At 58.9% G+C, this 14,592-nt stretch carries 17 protein-coding genes and 1 tRNA gene; 14 read left to right on the forward strand and 4 right to left on the reverse strand.

Features of this window, described 5'->3' with window-relative positions:
- Positions 1 to 799: 799 nt before the first annotated feature.
- Genes EKK97_RS24015 through EKK97_RS19765 form a run of 4 tightly spaced genes read left to right on the forward strand, consistent with a single transcriptional unit; the run spans position 800 to position 2,365 of the window.
- Positions 800 to 1,147, forward strand: a complete 348-nt coding sequence (locus tag EKK97_RS24015; RefSeq protein ID WP_201296946.1) for an alcohol dehydrogenase catalytic domain-containing protein — start codon at positions 800 to 802, stop codon at positions 1,145 to 1,147.
- Between the two features lie 41 nt (positions 1,148 to 1,188).
- Positions 1,189 to 1,788 (forward strand): zinc-binding dehydrogenase, encoded by a 600-nt coding sequence (locus EKK97_RS24020; protein WP_201296947.1) that lies wholly within the window; start codon positions 1,189 to 1,191, stop codon positions 1,786 to 1,788.
- A gap of 29 nt (positions 1,789 to 1,817) precedes the next feature.
- Positions 1,818 to 2,024, forward strand: a complete 207-nt coding sequence (locus EKK97_RS19760; RefSeq protein ID WP_159554556.1) for an antibiotic biosynthesis monooxygenase family protein — start codon at positions 1,818 to 1,820, stop codon at positions 2,022 to 2,024.
- A 56-nt stretch (positions 2,025 to 2,080) separates the two neighbouring features.
- Complete coding sequence (locus EKK97_RS19765; protein ID WP_340162988.1) at positions 2,081 to 2,365, forward strand: zinc-binding dehydrogenase; 285 nt, start codon at positions 2,081 to 2,083, stop codon at positions 2,363 to 2,365.
- A gap of 136 nt (positions 2,366 to 2,501) precedes the next feature.
- On the opposite strand, the gene EKK97_RS19770 is transcribed toward EKK97_RS19765, so the two are convergent.
- Positions 2,502 to 3,530, reverse strand: a complete 1,029-nt coding sequence (locus EKK97_RS19770) for a homoserine dehydrogenase (RefSeq protein WP_159554558.1) — start codon at positions 3,528 to 3,530, stop codon at positions 2,502 to 2,504.
- Between the two features lie 129 nt (positions 3,531 to 3,659).
- On the reverse strand, positions 3,660 to 4,418 hold the full coding sequence (locus tag EKK97_RS19775; protein WP_236551295.1) for an alpha/beta fold hydrolase: 759 nt from the start codon (positions 4,416 to 4,418) through the stop codon (positions 3,660 to 3,662).
- 640 nt (positions 4,419 to 5,058) lie between these two features.
- Here EKK97_RS19775 and EKK97_RS19780 point away from each other — a divergent pair.
- From EKK97_RS19780 to EKK97_RS19790, 4 genes are all read left to right on the forward strand, one after another.
- The gene (locus EKK97_RS19780; RefSeq protein WP_159554560.1) at positions 5,059 to 5,712 is read left to right on the forward strand and encodes a hydrolase; all 654 of its coding nucleotides are present in this window, start codon (positions 5,059 to 5,061) and stop codon (positions 5,710 to 5,712) included.
- Positions 5,713 to 5,859: 147 nt separating this feature from the next.
- Positions 5,860 to 6,330 (forward strand): nuclear transport factor 2 family protein, encoded by a 471-nt coding sequence (locus tag EKK97_RS24025; protein WP_201296948.1) that lies wholly within the window; start codon positions 5,860 to 5,862, stop codon positions 6,328 to 6,330.
- Positions 6,254 to 6,571 carry a nuclear transport factor 2 family protein gene (locus EKK97_RS25990; protein WP_340162901.1) on the forward strand — a complete coding sequence of 106 codons (318 nt, stop codon included), beginning with the start codon at positions 6,254 to 6,256 and terminating at the stop codon, positions 6,569 to 6,571. The genes EKK97_RS24025 and EKK97_RS25990 overlap by 77 nt, the downstream gene beginning before the upstream one ends.
- Before the next feature lie 632 nt (positions 6,572 to 7,203).
- On the forward strand, positions 7,204 to 8,094 hold the full coding sequence (locus tag EKK97_RS19790; RefSeq protein ID WP_201296950.1) for a helix-turn-helix domain-containing protein: 891 nt from the start codon (positions 7,204 to 7,206) through the stop codon (positions 8,092 to 8,094).
- A 130-nt stretch (positions 8,095 to 8,224) separates the two neighbouring features.
- Here the strand turns inward: EKK97_RS19790 and EKK97_RS19795 are convergent, their stop codons facing one another.
- Positions 8,225 to 8,620, reverse strand: a complete 396-nt coding sequence (locus tag EKK97_RS19795) for a winged helix-turn-helix transcriptional regulator (protein WP_159554564.1) — start codon at positions 8,618 to 8,620, stop codon at positions 8,225 to 8,227.
- A gap of 102 nt (positions 8,621 to 8,722) precedes the next feature.
- Here EKK97_RS19795 and EKK97_RS19800 point away from each other — a divergent pair, with 102 nt between their 5' ends.
- From EKK97_RS19800 to EKK97_RS19810, 3 genes are all read left to right on the forward strand, one after another.
- Entirely contained in the window at positions 8,723 to 9,844 is a 1,122-nt protein-coding gene (locus EKK97_RS19800) for an NADH:flavin oxidoreductase (protein ID WP_159554566.1), read from the forward strand.
- Positions 9,845 to 10,069: 225 nt separating this feature from the next.
- Positions 10,070 to 10,309 carry a hypothetical protein gene (locus tag EKK97_RS25525; protein WP_422673581.1) on the forward strand — a complete coding sequence of 80 codons (240 nt, stop codon included), beginning with the start codon at positions 10,070 to 10,072 and terminating at the stop codon, positions 10,307 to 10,309.
- 143 nt (positions 10,310 to 10,452) lie between these two features.
- The gene (locus EKK97_RS19810) at positions 10,453 to 11,256 is read left to right on the forward strand and encodes a LysR family transcriptional regulator (protein WP_422673582.1); all 804 of its coding nucleotides are present in this window, start codon (positions 10,453 to 10,455) and stop codon (positions 11,254 to 11,256) included.
- 344 nt (positions 11,257 to 11,600) lie between these two features.
- On the opposite strand, the gene EKK97_RS19815 is transcribed toward EKK97_RS19810, so the two are convergent.
- Positions 11,601 to 11,687, reverse strand: a tRNA-Leu gene (locus EKK97_RS19815).
- A gap of 148 nt (positions 11,688 to 11,835) precedes the next feature.
- Between EKK97_RS19815 and queA the strand changes: the two genes are divergently transcribed.
- The 3 genes from queA to yajC all read left to right on the forward strand — a co-directional run bounded on the left by queA (position 11,836) and on the right by yajC (position 14,519).
- Positions 11,836 to 12,876 (forward strand): tRNA preQ1(34) S-adenosylmethionine ribosyltransferase-isomerase QueA, encoded by a 1,041-nt coding sequence (gene queA / locus EKK97_RS19820; RefSeq protein WP_159555882.1) that lies wholly within the window; start codon positions 11,836 to 11,838, stop codon positions 12,874 to 12,876.
- Between the two features lie 100 nt (positions 12,877 to 12,976).
- Positions 12,977 to 14,095 carry a tRNA guanosine(34) transglycosylase Tgt gene (tgt, locus tag EKK97_RS19825; RefSeq protein ID WP_479688645.1) on the forward strand — a complete coding sequence of 373 codons (1,119 nt, stop codon included), beginning with the start codon at positions 12,977 to 12,979 and terminating at the stop codon, positions 14,093 to 14,095.
- A gap of 94 nt (positions 14,096 to 14,189) precedes the next feature.
- Positions 14,190 to 14,519 carry a preprotein translocase subunit YajC gene (yajC, locus tag EKK97_RS19830; protein WP_159554570.1) on the forward strand — a complete coding sequence of 110 codons (330 nt, stop codon included), beginning with the start codon at positions 14,190 to 14,192 and terminating at the stop codon, positions 14,517 to 14,519.
- The last annotated feature ends 73 nt before the right edge of the window (positions 14,520 to 14,592 follow it).

The following is a 14,592-nucleotide window of genomic DNA, read 5'->3' on the forward strand; positions in this document are numbered from 1 at the left end:
CGCGCCTTGAATATGGTGCTGACCCAGGTGTCTCGAAAAGCGGCACAGCGACGGTGCCCCCCTAGCAGAGCAACTGCTTACAGCCAGCCAAAGCCAATAGCGCCCATCATTAGGCCTTCTTCTCAGTCGCATCCTGAAAAAGAGAACCTGAACGGAACCGGTCTACTGCGCGTAGTGAGCGATCACTATGGGAGTCTGATCACTCTAGCAACCGCTTCGACAAGTTGCGGCGCGCAAACTGCGGTTTAGTTGCCGGTCTTGCGGTCAATCGCAGCGAGGCTGTCGTCCTAAGTCAAGTCCGCATGTCCCCGCGCCCACGCTCCAAGACCAAGACAGTCGAGTTGGCTTCCTCGATTCTGACGGTGTTTTTTGAAAGGGCCATAATGTTGCCTTCTCCTAATCTAGTTTGAAGTCGGCGTTAACGTTTGACGCAGCTGCTCCAGAAGTTTTGCCATTGAGCAGACGGTAGCTTAACGAACTGCTTCTGCTATATGCCCGCGAGGGTGAAATACGCTACCGTGCCGTGATTGACCGCAAGATCGGCAACTAAACCGCAGCGATTGCACCACGCTTCGTCTAAACGCTTGCTAGAGTCAGCAGACTGGAACCACCGAGCACTTTCGTTCGGATTGGACCCCATCTTGAAGAGCGCGGCACAGCCCTACCGTCGACGCCGCTCGCCACTGGAGCTTTGGCGCCATCCTGCCCCTCAAGGTACGCATCGCGATGATCCACGACTGAAAAATGTCCTAATTGCTGCATCTCCTGATATCCCTTTTTGTCGAAATGAGGACCTATCATGAAAGCGCTGATACTTAAAGCATTTGGCGGCCCAGAATCGTTCGAGCTTAGTGAGGTAGCCAAGCCAGTGCCGCATGCGGGACAAGTTCTGGTGCGGGTACACGCAACCTCCATCAATCCGCTGGATTACCAGGTCCGACGTGGTGACTATCCCGAGCTGGTGTCACTACCGGCCATTACCGGGCATGACGTGTCCGGCGTTGTCGAAGCGGTCGGGCCGGGTGTGACGAGCTTCATGCCAGGCGATGAAGTCTGGTACACCCCGCAGATTTTTGACGGCCCTGGAAGTTATGCCGAGTACCACGTTGCTGCCGAAGGCATTATCGGAAGAAGCCGCCCTCGCTGAGTCATCTCGAGGCGGCCAGCCTGACCCTGGTTGGCGGGACGGTGTGGGAAGCGCTGGTCGTGCGTGCGGCGCTCAGGGTGGGAGAGAGCATCCTGGTGCACGGCGGCGCTGGCGGCGTCGGCCATGTGGCGATCCAGGTGGCAAAAGCCATGGGCGCCATGGTGTTCACCACCGTGCGCGACACAAACGTTGATTTCGTACGAAATATGGGTGCAGATGTGGTCATCGACTACGAGGAGGAGGATTACGTCGACGTCATCCTGCGGGAAACCGATGGCCACGGCGTCGATGTAGTGTTCGACACCATTGGAGGCAACACCTTGTCGCGCAGCCCCGACGCGCTTGCACAACTTGGCCGAGTGGTATCGATTGTGGACATTACTCAGCCACAAAACCTTGTGGAGGCCTGGGGCAAAAATGCTAGTTATCACTTCGTTTTCACCCGACAAAACCGCGGCAAACTGGACGAGTTGAGTGCGTTGGTAGCGCGCGGTCAGCTGCGTCCACATGTAGGCGCGGTGTACTCCCTAGCCGACATTCCAGTCGCTCACGCTCTGCTGGAGAGCCCCAAGAACGGTCTTCAGGGAAAGATCGCAATAGCAGTCGAGCCACAAGCTCATCTCGTCAGTGTGAATATTTAACCGTTGGACTCGACTTGAGGGAGCATCCAATGATTTATGAAATCGCGCTACTGCCCGTTCGCAAAGAGCTTATTGAGCAGTTCAGGCGTGCATTCACCGAAGTTGCGCCTTTGCTCAGCCGCGCCAAGGGTTACGGCGGTCATATGCTCGCGCAAGGCATCGAAACACCAGAGTTATTCAACCTGATCGTGCGATGGCAGTCCCTTGAGGATCACACGCCGGGGTCGCCAGCCTGATCCATACCGACAGGCACTATGCGCACCTGATCGAAGCGCTGAAACCACAGGGCCGCCTGGCACTCATCGACGACCCCGAGCGGCTCGACGCGCTGCCCTTGAAGCGCAAGAGCCTGTCGCTGCACTGGGAGCTGATGTTCACCCGCGCCATATTCCAGACCACGGACATGATCCGCCAGCACGAACTGCTGGAGCGCGTTGCCGCCCTGATCGACGAAGGCGTACTGAGGACCACCTTGGCCGAGCATTTCGGGCCCCTCGACGTCGACAACATGCGCCGTGCCCACGCCCTGATCGAGAGCGGCCGTTCACGTGGCAAGATCGTGCTGGAAGGCTTCTAGGACAGGCCTGCTGGTAGCTAATCAACAATCCCGGAGAGACACAAGGCTTTGTGTGAGGGCGCGCCATCACGTCTGCTGGCTCGGGCTGCTGGCTGTGAAATACTCGCCGAGCTTTACCGGTTGGGTGAGGCCCCGCTCAGCTCGATGTTTTCTTGAGAGGTATCGGCCTGCCGCAACGAGACATGAGAATAAGCTCGAGGTCCTTCAGCGCGGCGGCGGCGGTGGCGAGCGGCTCCTTGCCTGAACCGATGGCAACGGTCTCGCCCATCGCATCGGTGATGATGCGTATTGCCTTGTCCTTTCCGCGCACATTCGCCAGCGGGTCGGCGAGGGGATAGGTCTTGATGCCGACGCTTGCGCGAATTTCACCATTCGAGTTCGTGAGATGGCCGACGAGCTTGGGGACGAGGCCTTGAGCATGCCACGCCTCGATGCGCTCACGGGTGACGGTCTGGATGCCTTCCACGGCAAGATCGTTCATCGTCAGCTCGGCCCCGATCCCGAAATTGGCGATGATAAGCAGCTTGCTGGCGGTATCCCAGCCCTCGGTGTCGTTGCGCGGGTCGGCCTCCGCGAAACCGCCCGCCTGCGCCTGCCGCAGCGCCTCGTCGAAGCCGAGTCCTCGCGTCGTCATTGCATCGAGCAAGAAATTGGTGGTGGCGTTGAGGATGCCCTCGATCTCGAGCACCCTGCAGCCCTTCAGGCTATGTTCGAGGAGATCGACCGTAGGCAAAGCGGCGGCTGCCGCGCCGCTGAGCTTCAGCATCACGCCCGAAGTCTGCGCGAGCGACCGTAGCTCTCGACCACTGTGGACTAACGCTCCCTTGGATATGACGATCGTGTCGCGCCCCGCTGATAGCGCCGAGCGAATGTAGGCAAGGCCTGGGCCTCCGGTGCGAAAATCACTCGGCCCTGCTTCGATCAATATGTCGGCGCCACTCGCTTCAATGAAGTCCGGCCCCGACAGCCCAAATTCGAGTAAATCGAAACGCTCAGCTTCGAGGCCGTTCGCATCCACTATACCGGACCGCGAACCACAGACCGCAACCAGGCGCACATCCGTCCGATAGACCTGCCGATAGGCTTCGCGTCGGGAGAGGAGCAGATTGGCCGTGGCGCGGCCGACGCTTCCGAAACCCGCGATTGCAACTCTGGCAACATTCATGTATTGATCCTTTCACACCGAGCATGGCGGATAGCCTGCCAGTAACGTGACGCAATTGTGCTCGGTCCTGCCACGGCTTTGGAATATTGGCCCTGAGCGGAATGCTCCGTTCAGGGCCATATGCTCACGTCATGAGCGAATGAATGCCAGCAGGTCGGCGTTCACGATCTCGGGGTGGGTAGCGAACAGACCGTGCGAAAGGCCCGGGTAGATTTTCAGTGTTCCGTCCCGCACCAGCTTGATCGCCTTATGCGCCGAGTTCTCGATCGGAACGATCTGGTCGTCTTCGCCGTGCAGGAAAAGAACCGGAACGGTGATCGCTTTCAGGTCCTCGGTAAAGTCGGTCTCGGAAAACGCCTTGATGCAGTCGTAATGCGCCTTCGCACCGCCGGCCATGCCCTGTCGCCACCAGTTGTCGATCAGGCCCTGGCTCACCTCCGCACCCTCGCGGTTGAAGCCGTAGAACGGGCCACTTGGGATACCTTTATAGAACTGCGCGCGGTTCCGGGCCAGCGCCTCGCGAAATCCGTCGAAAACTTCCATCGGGATGCCGTTCGGGTTCTTGTCGGACTTGACCATCACAGGGGGAACCGCGCCGATCAGCACAGCCTTGGCAACGCGGCCTGGCTCGGCTTGAGCGGCATAACGAGCGACCTCGCCCCCACCGGTCGAATGCCCGATATGGATGACATCACGGAGGTCCAGCGCTTTAACGATTGCTGCGACATCCGAGGCATACGTGTCCATTTCGTTACCCGTATCGGTTTGGTCCGAACGGCCATGGCCGCGCCTGTCATGTGCAATGACTCGATAGCCTTGAAACAGGAAGAACAACATCTGGCTGTCCCAGTCGTCGGCGCTCAGCGGCCAGCCGTGATGAAACATCATTGGCTGCGCGCCTTTCGGCCCCAGTCTTTGTAATAGAGATTGGTACCGTCGGATGTGGTAATTATAGTCATGACTGCGCTCCTTCTGGTTGAGATTAAGCAATTCTGGAGACGACAGGGTCAGGATGGTGGCATGGTGAGCGGTGTCGGCAGTTGAGCCGTGCCGTTCTCTATTTAAATAAATTCCATTGCGAACGAAAGCACCCAGTGGTTCCAGTCTGCTGACTCTAGCAAGCATGTTAACGAAGGACGGCGCGGAAGCTGCGGTTCAGTAGCCGATCTTGCGGTCAATTTCGGTGCGGTATCGCCCTTCGGTAAGTTCACAAGGTCCAGCGGCCACGCAACGCGTACATGTCGGCGATGACACTCTGCGAGCCGGCTCGCGCTTTCTCGCCATGGAATAACGGAGCGTTCGGATCGTTGCGAGCGACCGGCCGATCGATGATGCTGCTGTGGAAAGAATCAGTCTCCCCCGTTTCCGGCCGTATTTGCAATCTTCTTTGATCCTGCCCTGTCACATGAATCGCATCGGCAGCAAGATCGGCACCAACGCAGCAGGTTGTGCGCCACAAGGTTCAAAACCAATCACTAAACTTTGTTCCTGTGGCCCCTTTCGTTCCACTAATCAAAAGGATTTAAGCATGAAATTTCGCAACGGTCTTGATTCTCTTCTCCGTCCTGAAGAATCGGTACTAGTGCTGATTGACCACCAGCCTTACCAGCTCGCGAATCTGAATAGCCATGAACCAACGATGGTGCTTAACAATTCGACGGCCCTGGCGAAGGCTGCCAAAGCCTTCAACGTTCCCACCATCCTGACAAGCGTGGTCGCTGCCCAGGGCGGCGACATCTTTTCTCAGATCACTGATGTATTCCCTGGGCAGGAAATCATCGACCGCACCTGGGTCAACACCTGGGAAGACAAGCCGACCGTGGATGCGGTCAAGGCAACAGGCCGCAAGCAGCTGATCATTGCAGGTCTATGGACCGAGGTGTGCGTTGCCATGCCTGCTATCCAGGCCGCTGGCGAGGGCTGGGACGTGACTGTAATCACGGATGCGTCGGGCGGTACGTCAGTGGAGGCCCACGAAGTTGCCATCCAGCGCATGATTGCGGCCGGCGTGAACATGATGACCTGGATGGCATTGGTTTCCGAATGGCAGCGAGACTGGGCGCGGACCGAACACCTTGCAGAGGTGCTTGAGGTCGTGAAGCAGCATGGCGGTGGCAGCAGCATCGCTTACATGTGGGAGCAGCAGTTGCTCAATACGCCGGTGCCTGGCAGCGCAGGATAACCTGAGCTGGGATGACGAGACTTTTCAGCGACGCGTCGCGAGAAAGCTAATGGTTGTTCGAGTCTCGTCATCCTTCTTACAAGAAGCCGTCATGCCATTGGCTATGACCGCAGCCAGCCCGGCTGGGTCAAAATAAAGGGCCGTAAAATGTCCACAGCCAGCTTCCCTGTTGGCTTGGAAATGCATGTTTCTTATCCAAAGCTTCGAGTCATTCTGACGCTACTATCAGTGACGCAATTGAAATTCGAGCTCAAGGAAGGGTCATTTGCCCGAATCGAGACGGTAGATATTCAGGTCGTGCCTCTCGGCAACAGCCTCTTCGCGGTAAGCTGGCAGGAGCAGAGTGGTGCGACGGTCACCAATGTTCAAGACTATGATCGTGGTCTGATTCATTCACACGCAACCTTACCTGACGGCCAGTTTCTGCGGATGACCGGCGCATTTACGATCACACGCCCCGCAGATCGTACTTCTGATGATCGCCCTCAGCGCAATAAGGCGTTAGTGCTTGAAGCAATGACGTCACTTTTCCAACGCCACGATGCCTCGGCAGTCGAACGGCTCTACACGGAGAATTACATCCAACATAATCCGAACATCCCACAGGGGGGTCGTTGAGACCCTGTCACCCTCCGTCCACTACGAGCCGGGCCTTATCATCGCCGAAGGCGATCTTGTCGCCATTCACGGCCGGATCCGAGGCTGGGCGGAAGAGCCGCAGGTGGTGATCGACATCTTCCGGGTCGAGGACGGCAAGCTAGCCGAGCACTGGGATGTCTTGCAGAACGAAGTGCCGGCAGCGGCAGGCGCAGCCGGCATATCGATGTTCAATCCCGAGGAAGGTACTCATCGCGCTTGAGGGGAATCAGCGTAGTCACCATGGACGAGCGGAGGTCCGCGAACGCACTGCGCAATCGATCAAGCTAGCGAAGCAACAGGAAACAATCATTGGTGATGATCTCGCCGCCGTCGAAACCGGCGGTGATCTTGCTCCCTTTACAGCGTGGAAAGGGAGCGACCGGCGTGGTGAATTTCCCCATGGTGACTGTGGTGGCAGCCGATCCTGTATGCGTTCCGGATTTGGCAACACAGCTATTTGCGTGCCAGATCTACCGGGCGCTACAAGGATACGCTATACCTTAATCGCAAGGAAGAAATGTTATTTTTGGATGGCGACTCAAAGGAAGTGAATAGTGCGCAATATCCTTTCAATAAACAGCAGTACCTTTGACAAAGAGTAGGCATCGGTTATCCAGCTCAACAAACTCGACTCCTAAGTTTACATTGGCCTACGAAATACTCTGTATCTAACGGCCACTCATGACGACAGACGGATTTTTTCGTCATTATTTATTAACATGGCATGAAGAAAATCCATCACTAAGACGAGGCCGAGGCCGGGTTCGCCTAATAGGGCCTGAGCGATATGAGGTGCATGCCGGCCCGAAAGCTCTCCGCATGAGTCAGTCTAAAATACTAGAGGACACTACAGTGACAACAACAACCTATTCGTCCTTCACCCAATGGTACTGCGAGGGGCGCCTCGCCTCCTATGTACGCATGATGAAATCGCCCGGCGGAATCCTAAGTCTACTTGAGGCAGCGCAACCGGCCGGGGACATGTCCGACCCGGCCGTACCGGACCTCACTCTGTATCAGGACCTGCTCGGTGGCTGCCGTGTCAGCGGGAACATGGGAGGCGGACATTTCGATGTGATGAGCGAAAGGGGCGGTTTTTTTCTCGCCGCGCCGAACTTCGCCAATACGGTCATGGTCGATGCCAGCCATCAGCTTCGAAGTTTGTCGTTTCCTCTAACGCACTGGCAGAAAGTGCTCGATGAAGCCGCAGACGGACGGCTCTCGATGGAAAACATGCGACTGAATAGAGGGTCATTTCACTCGCTGGCCATACAATCTGCGGTGCGGAATCTGTGGGCCTTGTCTGACGAGGAGGGGGTGCCGTCGCGTCTCCTGGCGCAGGCCGCCGGCTGCGAGATTCTCGCCGAACTGTGCCGGTTGAGCGGGACGCCGTTCGCGCCGACAAAGGGCGGCCTGGCCCCGTGGGCAAAGCGTCGCTGCATGGAACTGATGAGGGAACGACTTGCGGAAGACATCAGCCTCGATGAACTGGCAGCGGAGGTACAGCTCTCAACTTTTCATTTTGCACGCATGTTCAAGCAGAGCGTCGGTGTCCCGCCACGAGTCTACCTGACGGAACTGAGAGTGGAGAAAGCCAGCGAACTCCTTGAACTGACGGAGCTTTCGGTCACTGAGATCGCCCAGGAGGTCGGGTACTCGTCGAATCAGGTTCTCGCCCGGGTATTCAAAAAGTATCGGCACATGAGCCCGACAGACTATCGCTGGGCAGTTCGAGATACGTGAACTTGCGGCATCGAGCGCGCCGAGAGGCGCCCATTGCGAGGGGTAGTCGGCCTCATGCTCGAAGACCATGGTTCAGTTTCTAAGCCATATCAAGCAAGACCATAGCCTTCTCAAAATTGCACAGAGGCCGCTAGCAGCCCTCGGTTTCGTCCTCCAATGCCTGCTGGCGCGCATCGTAAATGCTTCGCGCCTTTTCGACTTCATGATGGTATTGCAGCGTCCACTGATGCAGCGCCTGAAAAGGCGCTTCAAGCGTTCGACCAAGCGGCGTAATCCGGTATTCCACGGCGACCGGCGCCGATGCGATCACGCGGCGTTCGACGATGCCATTGCGCTCCAGCCGACGCAGCGTATGGCTCAGTGCCTTTTGAGTGATGCCTTCCAACTGACGCCTTAGCGCATTGAAGCGCAGAGGCTCGTTGCACAGTGCCGCCAGCACCAGTACTGACCACTTGTCTGCGATCTGGTCGAGAATCACGCGGCTGGGGCAATCAGCCGCCGCCATCGGATAAGTTGAGTTGGGCATGATGGTTTCCTCAAGGATACCTAGTGAGTTGAAAGTGGCCAGCGGGTATCTGGTATAAACCATATACCACGATTAGAGACTCATCCATCACTGGGAGCATCCATGGCCTCATCCAACGTCGACGTTCTGTTTCAGCCTTTTCAACTGAAATCACTCTCGCTCAAGAACCGTATCGTCATGGCACCGATGACGCGATCGTTTTCGCCATCGGGCGTACCCGACGACAACGTCGCCGCCTATTATCGTCGGCGTGCCGAAAACGAGGTCGGCCTGATTCTGTCCGAAGGCACTACCATCGACCGACCGACCGCTCGCAACGAGCCAAACATCCCGTTTTTCCATGGCGAGCAAGCGCTCGCTGGCTGGCAAAACGTCATCGATGGTGTGCATGCAGCGGGTGGCCGCATGGGGCCACAGATCTGGCACGTGGGCTCGGTCGCCAGTTTCCTCACGGAGTGGGTACCGGACGTGCCGGTGGAAAGCCCGTCTGGCCTCGTCGCACCCGGCCAGCCGCGCGGCAACGCCATGAGCGACCAAGCGATCGCTGACACGCTCGATGCCTATGCTCGAGCCGCTGCCGACGCCAAGCGGCTCGGTTTCGATACGGTCGAAATCCACGCAGCCCATGGCTATTTGATCGACCAGTTCTTCTGGGCGGCCACCAATCAGCGTAACGATCGTTACGGCGGTGCCACGCTCAAGGATCGTTCCCGGTTCGCCGCCGACGTCATCAAGAGCGTTCGCGAAGCCGTTGGCCCCGATATGCCGATCATTCTCCGCGTCAGTCAATGGAAGCAGCAAGACTTCGACGTACGCCTGGCCAATACGCCGGATGAGATGGCTGCCTGGCTGGCCCCACTGGTGGAAGCCGGCGCGGATATTCTGCACTGCTCGCAGCGCCGGTTCTGGGAGCCGGAGTATCCTGAACTCGATGGTACCGATGGTCTGAATTTCGCTGGATGGGCCAAGAAACTCACAGGCGCGCCCACGATCAGCGTCGGTTCGGTCGGCCTATCCAGCGACTTCATGGGCGCCTTCAGCGGCGAAAGCTCGGCCCCAGCCAGTCTAGATAATCTCGTGGCACGGATGGAACGTGACGAGTTCGACTTAATCGCTGTGGGTCGTGCGTTGCTGGCCGATCCGGCGTGGGTGAAAAAGGTGCGTGCCCGTGATGAGGAATCGCTGGGCGATTTCACCAAGGAAGCGTTGGCTAAACTGTACTGATCCGCAACTGTACGCCACAACAGGCTCGGGGCCGCTCCAGGGCAGCCCGAGCCAACGAAGTAGCGGGATTTATAGCATATGCTCGATTCCGCCAAGGGCGCGATGAGCCACTACTGCGATCGACGCCAGATGAAGCCGATCATCGCACAGCGAAAAATGCATCGATAACCTCGCCCTAGACTACCATATGGGTTCGACAAGCTCGGGGTTCGGCTGCGCAACGCAATCGAGTGCGACTTTGGCTGGCTCAAGGAGCTACAGCGAATCGCCACGCGCTATGACAAGCTGGCCCGTAGCTTTCGCACGAGGGTATGCCTGGCTTGTATAGAGCATTGCCTACGTGCCGACTTTCTAGAACAAATCCAGGGATCGTGGCTATTCAGATTGGCTAGCTGGCAAGGCTGGTGCTTTATCAGAACGAACGCCGTGTCTTGGGGACGAACAAGTGTAGCCCGACTGTTATAAAGGTTCATTATTGTAATTCTTAACAGCTACGCCGTGAAAGAGGGGAACACAGAATTGAACATTGAAGATTTGCTAACGTTTGTGAAAGTTGCTGAAACTGGGGGATATCGCCCGCTGCTCGCCGACTCGGTGTTTCCAAGTCGATCGTTAGCAGGCGGCTTTTCCGGCTTGAAACGGAGCTTGGGATCCAACTGCTAGCACGAACCACTCGCGGCGCTGCACTGACAGAAGCTGGAGCTACGTTCCGCGACCATGCAGCCAGAGCTTGCGCAGAAATTGATGTGGCTAGGGAAACGATCCTGCCCGCCGGTGACCTACGTGGCCGGCTGCGGGTCTCTGCGCCTCTGTCTTTCGGTTCAACTCACTTCGCGCCCGTGATCGCAGAAATGGCACGACGGCACCCGCATCTCCACATTCACACTTGCTATAGTGATCATGTCGTTGACCTTATCGCAGCAGGATATGACTGCGCTATACGACTTGGCTATCTTGAGGATTCAAGCTTGGTAGCAAGGCGTGTAGGAACAATTTACGGAACAGTTGTTGCGAGTCCAGAATATATAAAAGCGCACGGGGCGCCGGAGACACCGGAAGAACTCCTTGCCCATCAGGCCCTGTTGCAAGGCAGCGAAGCCTGGCAATTCATGGATGGCAACAAAATCATCACAGTTCGCCCGCAAGGGCGCTTCAAGGCCGATAATGGTGCAGCGTTGGTCGCGGCCGCCGTTGCCGGACTTGGCATCGGTATGCTTCCAAGTGGGCTGATTAAGGAACATCTAGCCTCTGGTGCACTCGATCCGGTTATGACTCGCTATCCTGTGCGTCCTGGAGGTGCCTATGTTATCCGCCCGCCAGGGCATCATCCCGCCAGAAAAATACGGGTTCTTACCGAATTGCTTATCGAATATTTCGATCAGAATCTTCACTTCGCGGAGCTAAATCACTAAACCTCATACGGCCTGAAGCGTTATGCAGGTCTCACCAAGGTGTTTACAGGTGCACAGAGCACCATCAACAACCAAGCCATCCCCGACCACTCGATTGTCGAGAAACGGGTGATCGCCCTAGCAGCGCTCATCGGGCTGAGCCTGGGCATTCCAGCCTGATCGTCACCAGTCGCTACTCGCACATGTTCGATGCGGGCCTGGACGATATTGGCTCACGTCTACCGAGCTTGAGCGGGGCCTTCTGCGACCAAACTGCGACTACGCACTAGAAAAACTGCGACTACGCACTAGAAAGAGGGAGGACAGAAACACAAACAGTCGCTCGTAAGCGACTGTTTTCAAAGTGGTACCGGCGGTCGGACTCGAACCGACAAGCACTTGCGTGCGGCGGATTTTGAATCCGCTGCGTCTACCAATTCCGCCACGCCGGCAGCGCCGAGCATTATACGTGGCCGGTGCGACAGGTCAATCGCCAGGCCTGACGTGCAGGGCGTTTTTCGGTATCCTTGCCCGCTGTTCCGGCGGCTCGCCAGCCGCCGCGCACGAATCCTCTCGATGACCAATGCGGACCCGACCTGCATGCAGCGCGCCGACTTTCATTACGAGCTTCCCGAGGAGCTGATCGCCCGCTACCCGTCCGAGCGACGCAGCGACTGCCGCCTGCTGTGCGTGAACGGCGAGAGCGGCGAGCTGGCCCATCGTCGTTTCACCGACCTGCTGGAGCTGCTCGAGCCCGGCGACCTGCTGGTATTCAACGACACCCGGGTGATCCCGGCGCGACTGCACGGCCACAAGGCCAGCGGCGGCAAGGTGGAGATGCTGCTGGAGCGCCCACTGGACGCACACCGCGGCCTGGCCCACATTCGCTCCAGCAAGTCGCCCAAGCCCGGCACCGAGCTGATCTTCGAAGGGGACGTTCGCGCCGTGGTCGAGGGCCGCCGCGAGGCGCTGTTCGAACTGCGCTTTCTCGGCGAGACGCCGCTGATCGAGCTGCTGGAGCGCCACGGCCACATGCCGCTGCCGCCCTACATCGACCGCGCCGACGAACTCGCCGACCGCGACCGCTACCAGACCGTCTATGCCCGTCGCGACGGCGCCGTGGCCGCCCCCACCGCCGGCCTGCACTTCGACGAGCCGCTGCTCGAACGCCTGGCGGCGAAGGGCGTCGAAAGTGCCTTCGTCACCCTGCACGTGGGCGCCGGCACCTTCCAGCCGGTGCGTGCCGACGACATTCGCGAGCACCAGATGCACAGCGAATGGATCGAGGTGAACGAAGCGGCCTGCGACAAGGTGCGCGTCGCCCAGGCGGCGGGGCGCCGCGTGATCGCGGTGGGCACCACCAGCGTGCGCTGCCTGGAGAGCGCGTGCCGGCAGAGCACCGATGGCAGGATCGTGCCCTACAGCGGCGAGACCGACATCTTCATCTATCCCGGCTACGAGTGGCGCTGCGTGGACGGCCTGATCACCAACTTCCACCTGCCCGAGTCGACCCTGCTGATGCTGGTCTCCTCGTTCGCCGGCTACGAGACGATCATGGCGGCCTATCGCGAGGCCGTGGCCGAGCGCTATGCCTTCTTCAGCTATGGCGATGCCATGCTGTTGACCCGCAAGCGCTCCTGAGCCGAAACGTTCCTGAACCCCAAGAATGGCTGACCCGCGAGACGTCCACCGAACCGACGTCTTGCCGAAAGAAGAGAACTCCATGCGCAACGAATGCTTCATGTCCTTCGAGCGGCTGGCCAGCGACGGCCGGGCGCGCCGCGGCCGCCTCACCTTTCCCCGCGGCACGGTGGAGACACCGGCCTTCATGCCGGTGGGCACCTACGGCACGGTCAAGGGCATGACGCCCGCTTCGGTGGCAGAGATCGGCGCCGAGATCATACTCGGCAATACCTTCCACCTGTGGCTGCGCCCGGGCACCGAGGTGATCGAGGCCCACGGCGACCTGCACGACTTCGCCCAGTGGCACAAGCCCATTCTCACCGACTCCGGCGGTTTCCAGGTCTTCTCGCTGGGCGAGATGCGCAAGATCACCGAAGAGGGCGTGCACTTCCGCTCGCCGGTGGACGGCGCCAAGGTATTCATGGGCCCCGAGGAGTCGATGGCGGTGCAACGCTCGCTGGGCTCCGACGTGGTGATGATCTTCGATGAGTGCACGCCCTACCCGGCCACCGAGAAGGAAGCCGAACTCTCCATGGAACGTTCGCTGCGCTGGGCCAAGCGTTCGCGGAATGCCCATGGCAGCTCGCCCTCGGCGCTGTTCGGCATCATCCAGGGCGGCATGTACCCCGAACTGCGCCGCCGCTCTCTGGAAGGCCTGCTCGAGATCGGCTTCGACGGCCTGGCCATCGGCGGCCTCTCCGTGGGCGAACCCAAGGAGGAGATGATCGGGGTACTGAACTATCTGCCTGAATGGATGCCCGAAGAGTACCCGCGCTACCTGATGGGAGTCGGCAAGCCCGAAGACCTGGTGGAAGGCGTACGCCGCGGCGTCGACATGTTCGACTGCGTCATGCCCACTCGCAACGCGCGCAACGGCCATCTGTTCACCGCCGAGGGCACGATCAAGATCCGCAATGCCAAGCACCGCTACGACACCCGCCCGCTGGAAGAGGACTGCGACTGCTACACCTGCCAGAACTTCTCCCGCAGCTACCTGCACCATCTGGACCGCTGCGGCGAAATGCTCGGCTCGATGCTCAATACCATCCACAACTTGCGTTATTATCAGCGCCTGATGGCCGGTTTGCGCGGTGCCATCGAAGCGGGTACATTGGCTGACTTCGTGGCAGGCTACTATGCGCAGCGGGGGCTGCCGGTACCTGACGCACCGGATTGAATGACCGGCCGCCAGCACCAGTTCCGTGGTGGCAGCGGCCGGCAGCGACACTCTCATTCGCGACTTAACTTACCTTTCAGGAGATACGCTTCTCATGCTGGACTTCTTCATCTCCCCGGCCATGGCCCAGGACGCCGGCGCCGCAGGTGGCGGTATTGCCCAGATCGTCATGCTGGTCGGCTTCGTGCTGATCTTCTATTTCCTGTTGTGGCGCCCCCAGGCCAAGCGGGCCAAGCAGCATCGCGAGCTGGTCGGCGGGCTGTCCAAGGGCGACGAGGTGGTGATCGGTGGCGGCCTGGTGGGTCGGATCACCAAGGTGGGTGACGAGTTCCTTACCCTGGAGATCGCCGACAACACCGAGGTCAACGTACAGAAGAACGCCGTGGCCAACGTGCTGCCCAAGGGCACCATCAAGTCCATCTGACGTCGATGCTCCTCGCCCTTGCCGGTGGCTCCTCCTCGAGCCGGGTGACGGCGAGGGTCGCATGGCGGCCGGT

This window comes from Billgrantia tianxiuensis (assembly GCF_009834345.1).
Classification (GTDB): domain Bacteria; phylum Pseudomonadota; class Gammaproteobacteria; order Pseudomonadales; family Halomonadaceae; genus Halomonas; species Halomonas tianxiuensis.